The organism is Halomicrobium zhouii (assembly GCF_900114435.1).
GTDB lineage: Archaea > Halobacteriota > Halobacteria > Halobacteriales > Haloarculaceae > Halomicrobium > Halomicrobium zhouii.
Genome location: NZ_FOZK01000004.1, coordinates 176,992 through 194,720 on the forward strand (window position 1 = coordinate 176,992; position 17,729 = coordinate 194,720).

15 protein-coding genes are annotated in these 17,729 nt (G+C 65.3%); 9 read left to right on the forward strand and 6 right to left on the reverse strand.

All coding sequences use genetic code 11. The features are described 5' to 3' along the window. Nucleotides 1-615, reverse strand: coding sequence for a TetR/AcrR family transcriptional regulator (locus tag BM337_RS18025; protein WP_089818535.1), 615 nt, complete (start codon nt 613-615; stop codon nt 1-3). Between the two features lie 163 nt (nt 616-778). Here BM337_RS18025 and BM337_RS18030 point away from each other — a divergent pair, with 163 nt between their 5' ends. Together BM337_RS18030 and BM337_RS18035 are read left to right on the forward strand one after the other, a co-directional pair. Beyond that, a complete protein-coding gene (locus BM337_RS18030; protein WP_089818537.1) occupies nt 779-2,134 on the forward strand; it encodes an amidohydrolase family protein in 1,356 nt (451 codons plus the stop codon). Nucleotides 2,135-2,227: 93 nt separating this feature from the next. Then, nucleotides 2,228-3,115 carry a fumarylacetoacetate hydrolase family protein gene (locus tag BM337_RS18035; protein WP_089818539.1) on the forward strand — a complete coding sequence of 296 codons (888 nt, stop codon included), beginning with the start codon at nt 2,228-2,230 and terminating at the stop codon, nt 3,113-3,115. A 51-nt stretch (nt 3,116-3,166) separates the two neighbouring features. Here the strand turns inward: BM337_RS18035 and BM337_RS18040 are convergent, their stop codons facing one another. Then, a complete protein-coding gene (locus BM337_RS18040) occupies nt 3,167-4,183 on the reverse strand; it encodes a TatD family hydrolase (RefSeq protein ID WP_089818541.1) in 1,017 nt (338 codons plus the stop codon). 214 nt (nt 4,184-4,397) lie between these two features. On the opposite strand from BM337_RS18040, the gene BM337_RS18045 reads away from it, so the two are divergent. The 6 genes from BM337_RS18045 to BM337_RS18070 all read left to right on the forward strand — a co-directional run bounded on the left by BM337_RS18045 (nt 4,398) and on the right by BM337_RS18070 (nt 9,845). Continuing rightward, on the forward strand, nt 4,398-5,450 hold the full coding sequence (locus BM337_RS18045; protein WP_089818543.1) for a WD40/YVTN/BNR-like repeat-containing protein: 1,053 nt from the start codon (nt 4,398-4,400) through the stop codon (nt 5,448-5,450). After that, nucleotides 5,447-5,842, forward strand: coding sequence for a DoxX family protein (locus BM337_RS18050; protein WP_089818545.1), 396 nt, complete (start codon nt 5,447-5,449; stop codon nt 5,840-5,842). Before BM337_RS18045 ends, BM337_RS18050 begins: the two co-directional genes overlap by 4 nt. Before the next feature lie 277 nt (nt 5,843-6,119). Beyond that, the gene (locus BM337_RS21675; RefSeq protein WP_245778699.1) at nt 6,120-7,334 is read left to right on the forward strand and encodes a COG1361 family protein; all 1,215 of its coding nucleotides are present in this window, start codon (nt 6,120-6,122) and stop codon (nt 7,332-7,334) included. Further along, a complete protein-coding gene (locus BM337_RS18060) occupies nt 7,331-8,008 on the forward strand; it encodes an ABC transporter ATP-binding protein (RefSeq protein ID WP_089818547.1) in 678 nt (225 codons plus the stop codon). Before BM337_RS21675 ends, BM337_RS18060 begins: the two co-directional genes overlap by 4 nt. Then, nucleotides 8,005-9,150 (forward strand): ABC transporter permease, encoded by a 1,146-nt coding sequence (locus BM337_RS18065; RefSeq protein WP_177227672.1) that lies wholly within the window; start codon nt 8,005-8,007, stop codon nt 9,148-9,150. Before BM337_RS18060 ends, BM337_RS18065 begins: the two co-directional genes overlap by 4 nt. A gap of 95 nt (nt 9,151-9,245) precedes the next feature. Then, on the forward strand, nt 9,246-9,845 hold the full coding sequence (locus BM337_RS18070; RefSeq protein ID WP_089818550.1) for a DUF5789 family protein: 600 nt from the start codon (nt 9,246-9,248) through the stop codon (nt 9,843-9,845). A gap of 12 nt (nt 9,846-9,857) precedes the next feature. On the opposite strand, the gene BM337_RS18075 is transcribed toward BM337_RS18070, so the two are convergent. The 3 genes from BM337_RS18075 to BM337_RS18085 form a co-directional block, all read right to left on the reverse strand. Then, entirely contained in the window at nt 9,858-10,211 is a 354-nt protein-coding gene (locus tag BM337_RS18075) for a HalOD1 output domain-containing protein (protein WP_089818552.1), read from the reverse strand. A gap of 90 nt (nt 10,212-10,301) precedes the next feature. Further along, a complete protein-coding gene (locus BM337_RS18080) occupies nt 10,302-10,943 on the reverse strand; it encodes a helix-turn-helix domain-containing protein (RefSeq protein WP_089818554.1) in 642 nt (213 codons plus the stop codon). A 248-nt stretch (nt 10,944-11,191) separates the two neighbouring features. After that, a complete protein-coding gene (locus BM337_RS18085) occupies nt 11,192-14,296 on the reverse strand; it encodes an endo-1,4-beta-xylanase (RefSeq protein WP_177227676.1) in 3,105 nt (1,034 codons plus the stop codon). Between the two features lie 1,260 nt (nt 14,297-15,556). On the opposite strand from BM337_RS18085, the gene BM337_RS18090 reads away from it, so the two are divergent. Continuing rightward, complete coding sequence (locus BM337_RS18090) at nt 15,557-16,093, forward strand: hypothetical protein (protein ID WP_089818558.1); 537 nt, start codon at nt 15,557-15,559, stop codon at nt 16,091-16,093. A gap of 39 nt (nt 16,094-16,132) precedes the next feature. Here the strand turns inward: BM337_RS18090 and BM337_RS18095 are convergent, their stop codons facing one another. Continuing rightward, nucleotides 16,133-17,380: an orc1/cdc6 family replication initiation protein gene (locus tag BM337_RS18095; protein ID WP_089818560.1), complete on the reverse strand. Its 1,248-nt coding sequence runs from the start codon at nt 17,378-17,380 to the stop codon at nt 16,133-16,135. Between the last annotated feature and the right edge of the window lie 349 nt (nt 17,381-17,729).

Genomic DNA, 17,729 nt, shown 5'->3' on the forward strand with positions numbered 1-17,729 from the left:
TCACTCGTCGACGGACAGCGAGTCGAGGATGAACTCGTCGATGGCCTCGCGGGCCTCTTCGGGGGCCTCCTCGTGGCCCAGCGAGATGCGACGCTCGCGACCCACGTGGATGGCGTCGGTCACTAGCTGGCCGAAGCGGTCGGCGTCGACGTCGCGGAAGGCGCCCTCGTCGATGCCGCGCTCGATGACCGCGACGATGCTCCCCTTGATCTGCTCGTAGTGTTCGTCGAGAATGTCGCGGTGTCGGTCGTCGTTCTGGGCGTGGGCGAACAGCTCGTGGTAGACTTTCATCCGGTCCCAGTGGGTGAACTCGTCGAACTCCGGGCCGAACAGGCACTGGTCGATCCGGGCGTCCAGTTCGGCCCGGGGGTCCATGTCGTCGGCCACCTCGACGCTCCCCTCGTACTGCTCGGCGATGTACTCGAGGAAGGAGGCCATCAGGTCGTCCTTCCCGTCGAAGTGGTAGTGGATCACCTGCCTGGTGAGGTCCATCTCCTCGCCGATGTGGCGCATCCGGAGGTCGCCGTACCCCCGCTCTCGCAGCGCACGGAAGGTCGCCTCCATGATGACCTCGCGCGTGTCCTTCGAGGCGGCCTCCCCGTCCTGCTCGCTCATACCACTACTCCGATCAAGAGCTATATAATAGGACTGCTCGCGGAAGCGCCGGCGACCGAGACGTCGGGGCGACGTGCCGAGACGCCGCAGCGGCGACGCCGGAACGAGGCCAGTTTACCATCCGGTAAAGTTATACCCTACTGGTCAATCATTACAGTTGTCCATGACACAGACCATCATACAACACGGGACGGTCGTCTCGCTGGACCCGGAGATCGGCCAGCTCGACGACGCGGACGTCCTGATCGAGGACGGGGAGATCCTGGAGATCGGGCGCGGGCTCTCGGCGTCGAACGCGGCGGTCATCGACGCGACGGACCACATCGTGATCCCCGGGTTCGTCGACTCGCACATCCACCTCGCACAGACCCAGGTACGGGGCATCGCCGGAGACTGGTCGCTCATGGGAGAGTACTTCGAACACATGCTCGGGAATATCACCGGGCTCTACCAGCCCGAGGACATGTACCTCGGGGGCCTCTTCGGCGCGCTGGAGAAACTCCACACGGGGACGACCACGGCCCTGGACTGGTCGTACCCCAACTCGCTCGAACACGGTGAACGGGCCGTCGACGCGCTGAAGGACGCCGGACTGCGGACGGTGTACACCTACGGGCCGCCGGGCGACGACGCGGCCAAGTGGTGGTTCGAGAGCGACGTCGGCCTCCCCGAGGAGAACGTCCGCGCGCTCTACGAGGAGAAGATCAGCGACGACGACCTGCTCAGCCTGGCGCTCGGGCTCCGGGGGCCGGACTTCTGCGTCGACGAGACCGCTCTGAGCGACCTGGAACTGGCGCGAGAGATGGACGCGCTCGCGACCATCCACATGGGCGCCGCGCTGTGGCCGTCGTCGGTCTACGGCGAGGACTACCAGGGCTTTGGCTGTCTCGAAGAGGAGCTCGGCCCGGACGTCAACGTCGCCCACGGGAACCACTTCTCACAGGAGGACGTCCAGCTCGCGGTCGACGCCGGCGCCTCGTTCTCGTCGACGCCGGAGGTCGAGATGCAGATGGGCCACGGCATCCCGGTGACGGACAAAGTCCTCGAGGCCGGCGGCCGACCGGCGTGGGGCGTCGACGTCTGCTCCGCCGTGAGCGGCGACATGGGCTCGCAGATGCGGCTCGGGCTCCAGCTCCAGCGGATGTTCGACAACCAGGCGGTCCTCGAGGGCCACGAGGAAGTCGGCGAGGTGAGCATCTCCTGCCGGGACACCCTGGAGATGGCCACCATCGAGGGCGCGAAGGCCCTGGGCCTGGAAGACGAGATCGGGTCGCTCACGCCCGGCAAACGCGCCGACGTCGTCATGCTGCGGACGAACGACTTCACGACGGCGCCGTCGCACGACCCGATCCAGACCGTCGTGTTCCAGTCCGACCCCTCCCACATCGACACGGTGCTCGTCGACGGGGAGGTGGTCAAGCGCGACGGCGAACTCCTGAACCCGCTGGTCGACGAGGAGTTCGACCGCTTCGTCGAGTCCGGTCACCGGCTGATCGAGGAGGCGGGGATCGACCTGTAGACCGCGCCGCGCTGCGGCCCGGCGCTACACCGGACCACCGACTTCCCAATACCGAAGAGCACCGAGCGAGAACCGACGACCGAGACGAGACACATGCGCATCGGACAATACGCGACGACAGAGAGTGAACAGCCCTGGTGTGGCGTCCTGCGGCCGGACGACACGGTAGTCGACCTGCCGACGGCCGGCGCGGCCGCCGGTATCGACGTCCCACACCGCACGAGTGACCTGCTGGCGACGTGGCAGTGGCGACGCAAGGTAGAGCTTGCCGTCGAGTACGCCGAGGAGAACGACGTCGGCCTCCACCAGGCGGACGAGGTGGAGCGCCGCGCCCCCGTCAGCGACCCCCAGAAGGTGGTGTGCGTCGGCCTCAACTACCGCGACCACGCCGAGGAGGGCGACAACCCCATCCCCGACGAACCCGTCCTCTTCTCGAAGTTCCCGACGGCCGTCAACGGCCCCAGCCAGCCGATCAGCTGGGACCCCGAACTCACCGAGAAGGTGGACTACGAGGCGGAACTGGTGATCGTCGTCGGCGAGGAGGCCCGTCGGGTCGACACCGACGACGCGATGGACCACGTCGCCGGCTTCCTCGTCGGCAACGACGTCTCCGCCCGCGACCTGCAACACGGCGACGGCCAGTGGGTCCGCGGGAAGAGCCTGGACACGTTCGCCCCGGTCGGCCCGGAACTCGTGACGACCGACGAGGTCGACGACCCCCACGACCTGGACATCTGGACCGAGGTCAACGGCGAGCGCCTGCAGGACTCCTCGACGGACCAGTTCATTTTCGGCGTCGACGAAATCGTCTCCTTCTGCAGCCAGGCCTTCACCCTGAAACCCGGCGACCTCATCTTCACCGGGACGCCGCCCGGCGTCGGCGTGTACCGCGACCCGCCCGTGCTCCTGGACGACGGCGACGAGGTCACCGTCGGCATCGAGGAACTGGGCGAACTGACGAACCCCTGCGAGTTCGGCTAGAGCACCGAAGTCAGCCGTCGCGGCCTCCCGTGGGCTGACTCGGACGACAGCTTACTCCTCGAAATCGAACACGTCACGCGGGTTCTCCAGGACCACCTGCCGGATGTCGTCGACGTCGATGCCGTAGCGATAGAGTTCGAAGATCGCCCGTTTCAGCGCGAACGGATCGGTCCGCAACACGTTCGCACAGTCCGTATCGACCATGATCCGGTCGGGGCCGTACTCGTCGATGGCGTTCGCGACGTCGGCGGCGGTGACCCCGATCAGCCAGGAGTGGCCGATGGTGTAGCTCAGGTAGCAGTCGGTCTGTTCCATCAGCCACTCGGTGTTGTTCCGGTCGGCGTGGGAGGCGACCACTCGCTCTTCGTCCAGCCCGGCCTCGTCGGCGAGTTCGACGTCGATCTTCGCCGCTTCCAGCGCGGGATTGTCGGCGTCGATCACCGGGTCCTGGCCGAGGCCGGCGTTCTTCTCGTAGCCCGGCGTCCCCGGCGGTCGCTGGTACTCGCGGCGACTGTCGGTCGTCGTGTTCGGCGTGTGGAGAATCACGGGCAGGTCGTGGTCGGCGGCCAGTTCCATCTGCGCCCCGACGACGGCGCGCTGGCCGGCCAGATCCCACCGACTGACGTGCTGTGAGGGCGTGACGCCCGTCTCGCCCACCGCCACCACCTCGTCGAGTTCGCAGTAGTCGGCCATCGCGTCCAGCAGTTCGTCGGGGTTCTCGATGCGGACCCCGGTGTGGATTCCCAGGCCGAGTTTGGCCTCGAAGAAGTGGTCCCGCTCGATGGCGCCCCGGCGGTTGATCGCGTCGTCCCAGAGGAACCGGACGTCGTCGGCCGCGACCGGTTTGTACGGCGTCCAGTGGTAGCCCGACGCGACCATGAGCATCGACCGGCACCCCGAGAGGGCGTACCGCTCCCGGTCCGCCCACGAGAGCGTGTGTGCGTGGTTGTGCGGGTCTATCCAGGGGAGAGTGAGCAGTTCCCGGGGCAGGTCGTCGGCCTGGTCGCCGACAGCGTCGTCGAGGTGTGCTGCGTCGGTCGGTCGTTTCGTGGGGTGAGGTGGCGTCATTGGTGGGATGGTGTCAGTGGTGCGGCAACGTCGTCGGTGGAGTGGCGTAGTCGGTGCAGTAGTGTCGGTGGTGGAGTGTCGGTGGTGAGGAGTGGTGACCGGGCCGGGAGCGGCCTCGGCGCGGGTGAATCGTCGTGTGCCGGTTGCGGCCCCTCTCACTTAGATTTTACAGTCTGGTAAACGCTTATTAGGAGTGCAACGTACACGTTCACGTATGACACTATTGATCGGGACAGACGAGGGCCTGTTCCGGGTTCCGGACGTGCCCTTCGAACGCGAGGAGGCCGAGCAGGTGCTCGACTGCGAGGTGGTGACGGCCGTGAAGTCCTGGGACCACACCGAGGGCGTGTTCGTCGCGTCCTCGACCGGGGCGTACCGCTCGCGCGACGGCGGACAGACGTGGGAGGATCTGGGCGTCCCGCTCGGGGACCGGTTCTGGCACGCCGGCCAGAGCGAGGTGTGGTCCATCCTGGCGACGAGCGACGGCGCGCTCTACGCCGGGACGAACGACCCCTACCTGTTCCGCTCCGTCGACGACGGCGAGACGTGGTCGGAGCTGAAGGGGTTCCGCGAGCTGCCCTCCCGGGGTCACTGGGAGTCGCCCATCGACCCCCACTACGCGCGGCTGCGGGCGCTGGAGACGGTCCCCGGGCGACCGGAGACGCTGATCGCCGGCGTCGAGGCGGGCGGGATCCACCTGAGTCACGACGGCGGCCGGACGTGGGTCGACCGGCGCGACGCCATCGTCGACGACGTCCACCAGGTCCTCCCCATCTCGGAGGACGTCTGGCTCGCCGCGACCGGCTATCTCGACCACGACCTGGAGAACCTGGGCCTCGGACACGCGGTCGGCGAGGGCGGGCTCTGGCGGACGACGGACGCCGGCGACTCCTGGGACCGGATCGACGGGGGCACCGACTTCTCCTACATCAGGGAGGTGTTCGTCCACGACGGCACCGTCTTCTTCGGCGGCGGCGAGGAGGCCCCGCCCGCCTGGGTGAACGACGAGCACGGGGTCGCCCTGTTCGAGTCGACGAACTTCGGCCGGGACTGGGAGCGCGTCGCCTACCCCGGCGAGCCCCACGAGGTCGTCGAGACGTGGGCCGTCCACGACGGCGACGTGATCTGCGGGTCCGGGCTCTTCGACGTCCCCGACCAGCGCGACGACGTCGAGGGCCGGGTCATGCGGCGGACCGACGACGGGGAGTACGAGACGGTCGGGCGCGTCAGTGCCAACGTCAGCCGGCTCGGGGTGGTCGAGGCGTGACCGACGCCGACGCGGCCGGGAGTCCGCCGTCCGCACTGGGCCGGGCGCTGTACGCCGGTATCCTCGCGTACATGGCCGTCGACGGGTTCCGGAACAACGACAAGCGCGTCGCCATCGCCGAGGAGAAGGGCGTCCCGATGGCGGCCGTCTCCGTCCCGTTCGTCACCGGCATGCTGCTGGTCGCCAACCTCGGTATTCTGCTCTGGAAGTTCCCGCGGGCCTCGGCCGGCGCGCTGGTCGTGTTCTTCCTCGGGACGACGCCGGCCATCCACGACTTCTGGACGATGGAGGGACAGGAACGCCAGGCGAACAAGATCAACTTCCTCAAGAACGTCGCGCTGCTGGGCGGCGCGGTCATCCTGCTGGACGAGGCAAGCAAGCGGGGAGAGTAGTCCGAATCGAGTCCGGATTTCAATTCGCAGACGGGGGGTCAGTGGGCCCGAAAACGCCGCACCGGCCGCCGGTGCCGACAGCGTCCGGTTCGAGCTTTCTTCCCGATCAGGCACAGTTGAATTTGGAATATCATTTATGGCTCCACGTCGAGTGGCACTGTATGAGCCCTGATAGCGAAACGTGCAACCGGCAGTCCTCCGCGCGCCCCCTCCCTCGTCGTCGGTATCGCCGTCGACCAGCGACCGGCCGCGAGGCGGCCACCAGCGGGGTCGCCCGATGACCAGGTCCCGAACCCTGCGAGTACTCGTCGTCTGCGCCGTGCTCGTCGGCGCGGGGGTCGCCGCGACGGCCGTCGTGGCCGCCCAGACCGACGTCCAGATCTCGTCGGTGTCGGTGACGTCGAACGAGACCGTGACGGGCGAGCCCGTCACCCTGGAGACGACGGTGTCGAACCTCCAGAGCAGTAACGGGAGCGTCTACATCACCGACATCTACCTCCGGACGTCGGGCGATGCCAGCACCCGACAACGGATCGAGGACGTCGGGTCGGTCCCGCCGGGCGGCTCGGTCACCATCCCGCTGACGACGACCTTCGAGAAGGCCGGCGAGAAGCGCCTCACCGCCCACGTCGTCGTCCGGGACCAGGACGGGAACCACAACTCCTACGAGTACCCGGTGTACGTCGACGTCGAGGACCCGGTCGTCAAGGCGGATATCTCGACGCGGACGGCGGGCAACCAGTCGGGGGCCACCGAGGTCTCGCTGACGAACTTCGGCAACACGGAGCTGTCGGACGTCGAGATCGCAGCGAGCGCGGACGGCGAGGAATTCGACCGGAACTTCCTGTTCGACGTGGCGCCGGGATCGAGCCAGACCACCACGTTCGACACGGAGAACGTCTCGTCCGACCGGGTCACGTTCACGGCGACCTACACGGCGGCGGGCCAGAGCCACACCACCGAAGAGACGGTCAACCTGCAGAACGTCAAGCAGGTCGACGGCGAGATTCGGCTGACCGGCGTCGAGACGACGCGCACCGGGTCGCGTGTCACCGTCGAGGGTGACGCCGCGAACATCGGGAGCACCGACACCGAGTCCGTGCTCGTCAGCATCCCGAACGCCAGCGGCGTGCGCCCCGTGGCGCCGTCGGGCGAGTACTTCATCGGCGCCATCGAGGCCAGCGAGTTCGCGACCTTCGAGCTGACCGGTGAGGTCGACGCCGGGACGTCGACGGTCCCGATCGAGATCACCTACATCGTCGACGGCGAGCGTGTGACCACGACGCAGGACGTCAACGTCGGGTCCGGCGGTGGGGCCGGCGCCGCCACCGGTGGTGACGGGCAGCCCGGCGGCGAGGGGCAGAACCCCGCCAGCGGGACCGGCGGACCGGACGAACAGCCCAGCTCGAGCGGCCTCCCGCTGCTTCCCATCGGCGTCGTCCTCGTGATCCTCGCGGTGGCCGGCGTCGCGGTGTTCCTCTGGCGACGATGAACGTCATCGAACTCGAGGACGTCGTCAAGCGCTACAAGAGCGGCGAGGAGATAATCGAGGCGCTGAAGGGCGTCGATTTCCAGGCCGACCGCGGCGAGATGGTCACCGTGATCGGACCGTCCGGCTCCGGGAAGAGCACGATGCTCAACATCATCGGCCTGCTGGACACGCCGACAGAGGGGACGGTCCGGCTCGACGGCCGGAACGTGACCGACTTCAGCGAGGACGAACTCACCGAGGAGCGCCGGTCGGGCATCGGCTTCGTCTTCCAAGACTTCCACCTGCTGCCGATGCTCACCGCGACCGAGAACGTCGAACTGCCCTCGATGTGGGACACCAGCGTCGACCGGCACGACCGGGCCATCGACCTGCTGGAGCGGGTCGGCCTCGGCGACCGGCTCGACCACACGCCGAAACAGCTCTCCGGCGGCCAGAAACAGCGCGTCGCCATCGCTCGCGCGCTCATCAACGAACCCGACATCCTGCTGGCCGACGAGCCGACGGGGAACCTCGACCAGGACACCGGCGAGACCATCCTCGAGGAGCTGACCCGACTGAAAGAGGAGGAGGACGTCGCCATCGTCGCGGTCACGCACGACGAGCAGATGCTCGAGTACACCGACAGCACGGTCCGTATCGTCGACGGCGTGATCCAGGAGGTGGTCCCCGCGTGAGCGTCGCGGACGTCCTCTGGCGGTTCCCCAGCGCCCTGATGGCCTGGCGCAACCTCGGCCGGAACCGGGTCCGGACGGGACTGGCCGCGCTCGGCATCGTCATCGGCGTCATCGCCATCGCGTCGCTCGGCATGGCGGGCGCCGCCATCCAGCAGCAGGCGACGACGGACCTGGGTGGCCTGGCGAGCGAGGTAACGGTCCGGATCGGCGAGGACAGCGAGACCGACGGGCTGACCGACGACCAGGTCGCCGAGATGCGAGCTATCGCCGGCGACGCGCCCGTCGTTCCCCAGAAGACCAACTCGACGAGGCTCACCTCCCGGAGCGGCGAGGAGGTGTTCGTGAGCGTCACCGCGGTAGAGCAGGCGAACGTGCTGTACAACGTGACGACGGGGGACTCGCCCGACCGCCTGGAGTCCGGCGCGCTGATCAGCGCCAGTACGGCCGAACAGCTCGGGCTCGAGATCGGCGACCCCGTCGAGTACGACGGCCGCCTCTACCGCATCCGCGGGCTCATCGGTTCGAGCCAGGGGTTCGGGGGCGGCGGCAACGAACTCGTGTTGCCGCTCTCGGCGCTCTCCGACCAGCAGTACTACGACTCGGTGACGATCGAGGCGTCGGACGGCGACCAGGCCACCGCCATCTCGGACGGCCTCGAGGAGCGGTTCAACGAGGGGGACGAAGAGGTGATCAGCGTCACCAACTTCGCCAGCGTCCAGGAGAACATCGACTCGTTCCTGAACACGCTCAACCTGGCGCTGCTGGGGATCGGATCGATATCGCTGGTCGTCGCGAGCGTGGCTATCCTCAACGTCATGCTAATGAGCACGATCGAACGCCGGGGTGAGATCGGCGTCCTCCGGGCCGTCGGGATCCGTCGCGGCGAGGTCCTCCGGATGATCCTCACCGAGGCCGCCTTCCTGGGCGTCATCGGCGGGCTGGTCGGCGCCCTCGTCTCGCTCGGCGTCGGCATGCTCATGTTCGATCTGATCGCCGACGACGCGTTGCTCGTGTTCGGCTGGTCCAGCTTCCGGTACCTCTTCTACGGCTTCGGGTTCGCGGTGTTCGCGAGCCTGCTGAGCGGGCTCTACCCGGCCTGGAAGGCAGCCAACGACCGCCCGGTCGACGCGCTCAGGGGCTGAGCGAGCCGATTCCGGCCGGGATGTCGACGATAGCCGAACGCCAAACGTCCACCAGCGACCACAGGTCTATCCGGCTCCGGTGCCAAAAATGTAGAATGGCAGATAACAAATCGGGTCGAGACAAACAGGCCGACGACGAAGAGCGGCGCCAGCGGGAGCGTGCTATCGAAACCGAGCTGGAACGCGGCGACGAACCCGAGCCGCCGGTCGACGAGGCGAACCTCGACGACGTCGAGTCGGACCTCGAGGCGGTGTCGTTCCCGGCGACGGGGGCAGACGTCGTCGCGGCCATCGGCGACCGCGAGGTCGACGCGACCGACGAAAGCTACGCGGTCGCGGAGCTGGTCCCCGACTCGGACGCGGAGACGTTCGCGGCGCCCACCGACGTCCGGATCCGGGTCCAGCGACCGACGATCGCGACGGCCATGAAACGCGTCGTCGAAGCCACCGACCGACTGTCCGGCGCGGACCTCGGCAGGTCACAGCGCGACGCCTACGAGAAGACGTTCCGGGAACTCGCGGCAATCGACGCGGACGACGACGACGAGGGAATCCGGGTCATACGCGACTGGATCGTCGAGCAGATCCGCGAGAAGGAGAAGCTACCCGGATCCCGGGCAGTGCGCCGCGAAGCAGCGGATTTCTGCCGGTCGAACGGCTACGAGGTCCGGGACGACGAGTGGCTCGGCGTCTAGTCTGTCGGGCGGTCAGTCGAGCGCGGGCTGTTCGGTCGAGCGTTCGAGTCCATCGGCGTTCGAAGACGTGACTGCGACCGTCCCGTAGCTGTACACGGTGATCTCGTCCTCGCCGACGGTAAACGAGACCGTGACGTCACCGTTGGTGCCACTCCGAACCCGGGTGAGCGAGTCGAGGGCGTCCGGGTCGACAGACTCGTAGAGCGGTGAGAGTTCGATCGGGGCGCAGTCCCGTACCGCAGACAGCAACGCGGTGACTGCCGCACTCGCAGAGGTACGTTGCTGGTCGAACTCCGCCCTGTACGTCCCCGAGTCGCGGTCGAACGTCAGCGACTCCAGTTCGGTATTCGGATAAGTGGCGATCAAAGGAATCTACTGTACTTAGAGACCGAACGCGGTTGATGAACTCCCCTGATTATACAGGAGGTTTTTACGAGTGGTCGACAGTTCACCAGGCTACGAGTTGACCAGCGTGCCGCCGATGAGGCGTCGGTGACCGCGACGGAGGCGCGAGGAGAGCGATTGCTGGCTGATCCCGAGTTCAGACGCCATCTCGTCGAGCGTCGTCTCGCGGGGTGAGTCGAAGTAGCCGCGTTCGTACGCCAGCACCAGTGCCTCCCGCTGGGCGTCCGTCAGTTCGATGCCGTCGCCCTTGACCGGGAGCAGCGCGTGGACGGCGGTAATCTCGATAGGGATGTCGTGTTCCTGGCAGAGCGTTCGGAACTCGCTGATCGCCGCCCGATCCTCCCCGCGAACCTCGAAGTCCCAGCCGTCGCTGGTCCCGACGCCCGTGAGAACGACGACGCTCGCCTCGGCGAGTGCACTCAGGATGCCGAAGTACTCAGACTCCCACTCCGCACGCATGAGATATTCGCTATCGACGCTGTCGATGCGTTCGACATCGACGACGCCGGCGTGGGCCTCGAAGGCGGCTTCGACGTCGACCGCGTCCGCGCCACGAACCCAGAAGTACGGGATGATCATGGTCTCGTGGGGAATGAGCCGCTCCAGTTCGACTGTTACCGTCGGCAGGTTCTCGAAGATCGTTCCCAGCGGGAACTCGTCGGCCGGGCTGGTGAACTCCAGTACAGTCGCCATGCGAGCGACTACGCTGCGGACACCGATAGTCCACGTGGGTGAGTCGCGTTCCCGGGTCACGGAACGCCGTGAAGCGAACCGTCGTGAACGACGCACACACCCCGTGTGCGAAATGAAACACCGGCCGGTGAGAAGAGGAGCGAAAGGGGGAACGAATTAGCAACCGGCGTGGGCGCCGAGCGTCGACTCCCGTGAGAGCGGTGGCGGCCCCGGATCATGGAGCGTTCCGTTCGGGGCCGGCCGGGCCGTCAGTTCTCCTCTTCCTCGCTCGTCGACCGGGTCAGATACCGACCGACGCCGATCAGGCCGGCGACGGCCGAGGCGACGCCCATGCCGGGGCCGGACTCGTCTGTCACCTCGGTCGCGGTCGATTCGTCGGTCTCCTGGGCCGGCGGCGCGCCGCCCGGAGTCGGCGACGGCGTCGCAGTCGATTCCTCGGTGGCAGTCGACGTCGCCGTCGGGGTTGGCGACGCCGTCGGCGTCGCCGTCGAGTCGGAGCTGGAACGTGAATCGTCGTGGTCATCGTCGTCGTCGGAACTGGAGCGGTACGCGTCCATCAGGTCGACGTCCGGCTCCTCAGGCGGCTCGTAGCTCGTCGAGACGTCGACCTCGACGGTGCCCGTGTCGTCGGAGACCGTTGCGTACTTCGTCGTCTCCTCGTCGTCGACGGTGACGATGATCGCGTACTCGCCCTTGAACGCTCCCGAGACGGCGAGCGAGCCCTCGCCGTCCGTCGCGCCGGTCTCGTTCGTCCACCACTGGTTGAACACGAGGTCTTTGTACTTCGCGAGCGCCGGCTTGGGGTTCCACTCGGCGTCGAAGAACGGCGCGTCGTCCCGCCAGTGGTAGGCGTCGTTTATCCCCCACACGTCGAACTCCGCGACGGCTTCGTGGCTGAACGCCATCTTCAGGAACTGGTAGAAGTAGGTTCCCTTGTCCTCGTCCGACCAGTCGCCGTCGGTCATGTCCAGCTCGGAAATCCGGAGGTCCACGTCGTACTGGGCGTACTGGTTGAACGTCTCCATGAGCCTGACCGGCGAGAGCGTGGTGGACTCGTCGCTAAAGTGCGACTGCATCCCGGCGATGTCGAGGCCCGCGTCCTGGTTCGCGAGGAATTCGATCTGGGACTCGTACTTGGTCTGCTTGCCGCCGTAGTTCCCGGTCAGCACGCTGTAGTCGTTGACCGCGAGCGACGTGCCCTCCGGCGCGGCGTCGCGGGCGGTCTGGTACCACGACGCCAGCGTGTCTGCGGTGAGGTACGCGTGGTCGCCGTCGGGCGTTTCGAGCAGGCCCGCGTCGTCGACGTCTTTCCCGTCGATGGCGGCCAGGAGGCCCGGCTTGTGGATGTGTTCGTTAGCGACCTCCCAGTCGTCGATGTAGTCGCCGTAATACTGGATGATCTCCTCGAGGTGCTCGTGCGTGCGTTCTTCGACGTATTCGGGGTCGAGTTCGGGGTCGGTGACGTTGCCGTCCTCGAACTCTACGCCCATCGCTCGCACGACGTCCATCGGGACCGCCCAGTTGCTGACGTCGCCCCACAGGGCCACGTGCCCGCGGACGTCGAGTCCGTTCTCGATGGCCCACTGGGTCCCGTAGTCGGCGGTGTACTTCTCTTCCTCCCAGAACCGCCACTTGTGCGCGTTCTCGAGGACGACCGTGTTGAACAGGTGTGGGATCTTCTCCCGGAACGTGTCTCCGGACTCCGTGTTCTCGACGAGGTGGGCGGCGTCGAGCGCCGTCCCGAAGTCGAACTCGTGTTCGTGCATCGCGACCTGGACGTCCGCGTCGGAGACGGCGTTGCCGTCGCCGTCGACGACGTCCACCGAGAAGTCGGTCGTGCGGATGCTGTCGATGCGTGCGTCCGCGTTCGCCTCCCAGTTCTCGTTTCGCTCGTCCTCCCAGACCGGCAGGTCGGAGGTCGAGAGGTCCTGGCTGAAGTACAGCAGTGCCAGGCCACCGATGTCGACGGTCTGGACGTCAGCACCGAGCCAGAACTCGGTCCACCAGGACTCGCCCTCGGCCGTCGGGTCGGACGCGTCACCAGCCTCGATCGGGAAGTAGTACCGTTTCCACTGCTGGCCGACCGAGGGATTGTTCTTCACGGTGAAGTCGGCGGACGAATCGGCCGAGTACCCCGTCTTGTAGGTGACATCGGCGCGTGAATTGTTGGGCGTCCGGAGGTACGCGACACCGAGCAGGACGTCCCCGCTCGAAATCGCTTGCTCAGGCACCTCGCCCTTGAAGGAGATGGCGTAATCGTTGCTGGGGTTCTGGGTGACGTCGAACCGGGCCGCCTCCGAGAACGGGACACCATCGCCGCTGACGTCGAGCGGGCGCGTCTTGTCACCGTATTCGCCCATGTCGACGTCGTACGCCGCGAACGTGTCCGCTTCGTTGTTCGCGTAGACGAACTTCCCTGGCGAGAGTTCCATCGCGCTCAGGTCGTCGACCAGCGTCGAGTAGTACTGGTCGTCGACGGCCGGCCACTCGGTGATGTCCTCGCCGCCGCCGCTGCCTGGAACACCACTTGGGAGCGAGTTGACGTCGGCATCTTGACCGAAGTCGATCAGTGCGACGCCGCCGACCTCGACTGTCTGCTGCTGGAATCCGAGCTGGAACTGGACGTATGCATTGTCGGCATCGGAGTCCGTTCCGAATTCTATCGGGAAGTAGTAGCGCGTCCACTCGGAGGAAATCGTCGGCGATGTCGGTCCCTGATTATGGTTTCCGCTGTCGTTGCTGTCGACCGCGTGGAACTCGGCAATCGGACTATCCGACGGCGAGCGAAGGTATGCGACACCCAGCATGACGTCGCCCGCAGAGACCGCTCTAGGGAGCGTAGCGTACAGTTGAACGTCCCAGGGATTGGCAGGCGACGACGTGATCTCGTACGCCCTCGCCTCCGCAAAGGGGGCGCCCTCCGCAGCCACGTCGATCGATGAGACCGAGCCGAAGTCTCCGGCTGTCTCGTAGAAGGTGTTTCGCGCAGCCGTTTCGCTCGTACCGTAGACGAACTCTCCCGAGGGAAGGCCCATCTCGCTCAGGTCGTCAGTCAGGTGGTCGTAGTACGGATCGACGAAGGTTCCTTGGGGTCCACGCGGGAGATCCCCGTAAGCAGCATTCTGGCCGAAGTTCAGGAGTGCAAACCCACCGACATCGACGGTTTGCTGGTCGAACCCGAGCCAGAACTGTACGTTCTGACCGGAACCGCTCGCATATTCAATTGGGCAATAGTATCGCTGCCACTCGGCCCCGATGTCGGGTTGCCACAGCGAGATATTGTTGGAGTTGGACGCGTAGAATTCGCCCGTGACGTTGCCCGCTGGGGCCCGGAGGTAGACAACTGCGAGCATCGCATCGTTCTCTTGAATTTCCGATGCAACGGTATCGGGAACATCAGCTTTGTATGCGACGTTCGTCTTCGCTTCGGGAGACGACGTGATATCGAACCGGGTCGCCTGCGTGAACGGAACGTCGTCACCACTCACGTCGAGCGAACGGTCTACCGTTCCGTTTCCGCTAATATACGCGGAAACGTTATCGCTACTCCACGTATCGGCTTCGTTGTCGGCGAAAACGAACTCCGCTTCCGGGAGCCCCTGTCCGTTCTTGAGATCGTCGACGAGCGTCTGGTAGTACGGATCACCACCCGTATCCCACGTGTCCGGAGTCGCTGCGCTCGCGATTCCGGTCGCCGAACTTGCGATTCCACCCGCGACGCCGGCTGCTCCTATCGAACGCAGGAACGGACGACGCCCCACCCGAAGACGATCAGTTTCCTGATCATCCTGATCTGTATTCCGCATTGATTCGGAAGTACATCTCCCTATAACCAGTTATAAAACTTATCAAAATTTTGTGATAATGAGGGCACACTCATGATAATTCAGATTAAATTGCATACCAATAATTGGCGATTCGTCCGTTACGGGTTCGTAGAAGCATGTTTCACGGTATTTGTTTATTAATATATGAAGAGTAGTCTATGAACGTATTCGGCTGATTCGTATCGATCCCGGCCAAGTTTTAGTATTGAAATCGTCAACACCGCTCAAACAATTCCTTTCCCGGTTTAAGCGCCGGATTTTAGGTAGCTGATCTGGTTCGTGAGATACGTTCGACGCGTTTCGAGGGCGGACGTCTCCACCCGGATCGAGAGTTCACTCGGCACGATCCCGCCTCGGCCATCGAAGGTCGTTCGGATCCAGATCCGACACGGACGGGAGAAGCGCGCACGCGTGGTGAATCCCTCATCTCGTCGTCACTGTTAGTGAACACGAATCAGATCGTATGGCGATATCCGAGTCCTGGTCGTCTGCGAGTGGAGCGCGGATGAGGCGGATAACACGGGAGGGAGCACCGTCTCGATAGCGGGGAGTGTCGAGGGCAGCTCTCACGAGTTCACGCTACGAGGTCGAAGGAGTCGATGCAAATAGTCGTTGCAAACGATCGTTTGTAACACCCATTACAAACGATGGCGCGGCTGTGAAACTGCCTCTAGTCGTGATACAGTGGCATCGGCGGCGTCCCCCCGATAGGTACAGTTGGGGCACGTTTCGTCGATTGTACCAGAAAAATTAATTTCAATCCCAGTGGCTTATTATTTGTCTAACATGAAGAGCGAACGAGGCGGCGAGCGAGAGGAGGGCGAATCGAATTCGAAACACCGGCGGGACGTACTCCGGCTGGGCGCCGGCGCGGCAGCCGCCGCAGTCGCAGTGCCAGCGCTCAGTGGCCAGGCTGCTGCACACTACCCGGACGAGCTTTCCGTCGACGTCAAACCGCACAGTGACGAGAACCGGATCGCGCAGCAGGGACACGGCTTCGTCCCGGTGGCGGTCGGCCAGACGGACGAGTTCGACCCGACGAGTGAACCGGTTCGGTACCGGTTCGGAGCACCAGACGTCGTCAGCGACGGTGGCGGTGCACGACCGGTCCACGACGGCTATCCCCTGGACGTCGACGGCGACGGACGAGAGGACCTCCTCTTGCTGTTCCCAACCTGGCACGCCGGGTTCGACGGTGACGAATCCGAGGCCCGCCTCGAGTGGGAACGGGACGAATCCGGTGAGCACGGCCTCTCCGGAACCGATAGCGTGACTGTCGTCGGCCACCCGGAATGGAAACGAGGCGGGCACGGCGGCGAGTAGCGAACCGACGGTCGACCGGGGCGATCGGCGTCTATCGCGTCACTGATCGACGTCGACGCGCGCGGGGTCGGGGTCCATCTTGAAGACGACGCTGGGCTCCCAGAGAAGCCGATGTTCCTTGTACGTCCCCTTCCCCATCCCGCCGTGTTCCTGGTTCGACTCGGTGACTTCGAGGAAGGCGAGTTCGCTGAGGAGCCCGCGGACCGTGTCGGTCGTCAGGTCGTCCGTTCCCTCCGACTCGCAGACCTTCCGGTAGACGTCGTAGATGACGGTGGTCCGGAACCAGTCGCGGTCGTCGGGCGTCTTCGACGTGAGGTTGGCGAGCGCGTAGAGGACGTACTTGCTGTGGGGTGGGAGTCCGGCGATGAGTTCTTTGAGACGCTCGACCTCGGCCTGTTCCTGGGCGAGTTCGAGGTGGTCCTCCCTGACCTCGCCGACGCCGTTGTTCTTGGCGTAGTCGCCGGCGTGACGAAGGAGGCGGATCGCTTTGCGTGCGTCCCCGTGTCGCTGGGCCGCGAGCGCCGCCGTCTTCGGGATGACGCCCGGTTCCAGGACCCCTTCCTGGAACGCGTCCTTGCGGTTTTCGAGAATCTGGCGCAGCTGCTCGCCGTCGTAGGGGTCGAAGATGAACTCGTTGTGCCCGAGGCTGCTCTTGACGCGTTCGGTCATCTGCTCGCGGAAGTTGACCTTGTTCGAGATGGAGATGATACCGATGGGGACGTCGACTTTCCCGGCCTCGCGGGCACGTGAGAGTAACATCAGGACGTTGTCGTCGCCGAGCCGGTCGACTTCGTCGAGCGTGATCAGCGCGGCGTCGTACTCGCGGTCTAAGATCTCCCAGAGTCGGTTGTAGTACTCGTTGGTCGAGATACCGCGCGTCGGCACCTTGACGCCGGTGCCCGGGCGGTTGACGCTGTCGGCGACCGTCTGGATGGTGTCCGCCTCTCCCTTTGCCTGCGCGCAATCGACGGTGACAGTCGCGAGGCGATTGCCACGGCGCTCGGCCTCGTCACGAGCGCGTTCCATGACGTGATTCGCGACGAGTGACTTTCCCGACCCGGTCTTGCCGTACAGGATGACGGAGTTCGGCGGGACGCCCGTCACGGCCGGACCGACCTCGTTGGCCAGCTCCCGGATGTGGTCGTCGCGACCGACGATCCGGTTCTGGTCCGGGACGTGGTCGATGTTCAGTAGCTCACGGTTCGCGAAGACGTCGTTCCCGCCGCCAGCGTCCACGTCGCTGAAGAGGTTGTCACCCCCGGATCCCCCGTCGCTCCCCTCGTTCATACAGACGCTATCCACGACCACATTCAAAAACGTTACCACTAGATTCCGAGTTAGATCCCCTCCCTCGCGCCGATCCAGAGCCAGTACAGCGGTTTTCTGGGTAACTACGAATTCGGTTGACACCCCCCTGATTCCGAGTTAGCGGCTGTGTGCGGGCATCCCATAGTCTACCGGGACGGCGGTGAATCGATGGGAACACCGAGCGACCACCCCGACGAGATGTGGACCAATAGCTGATCGGGTGAACCGGACGTGATCGTGTGAAGGTGAATCGAACGGCCGGTAGATAGTCGGAGCGCGTTCCCTCCCCGGGAAGGTGGACGACACACCCGATTCCGAGTTAGATATC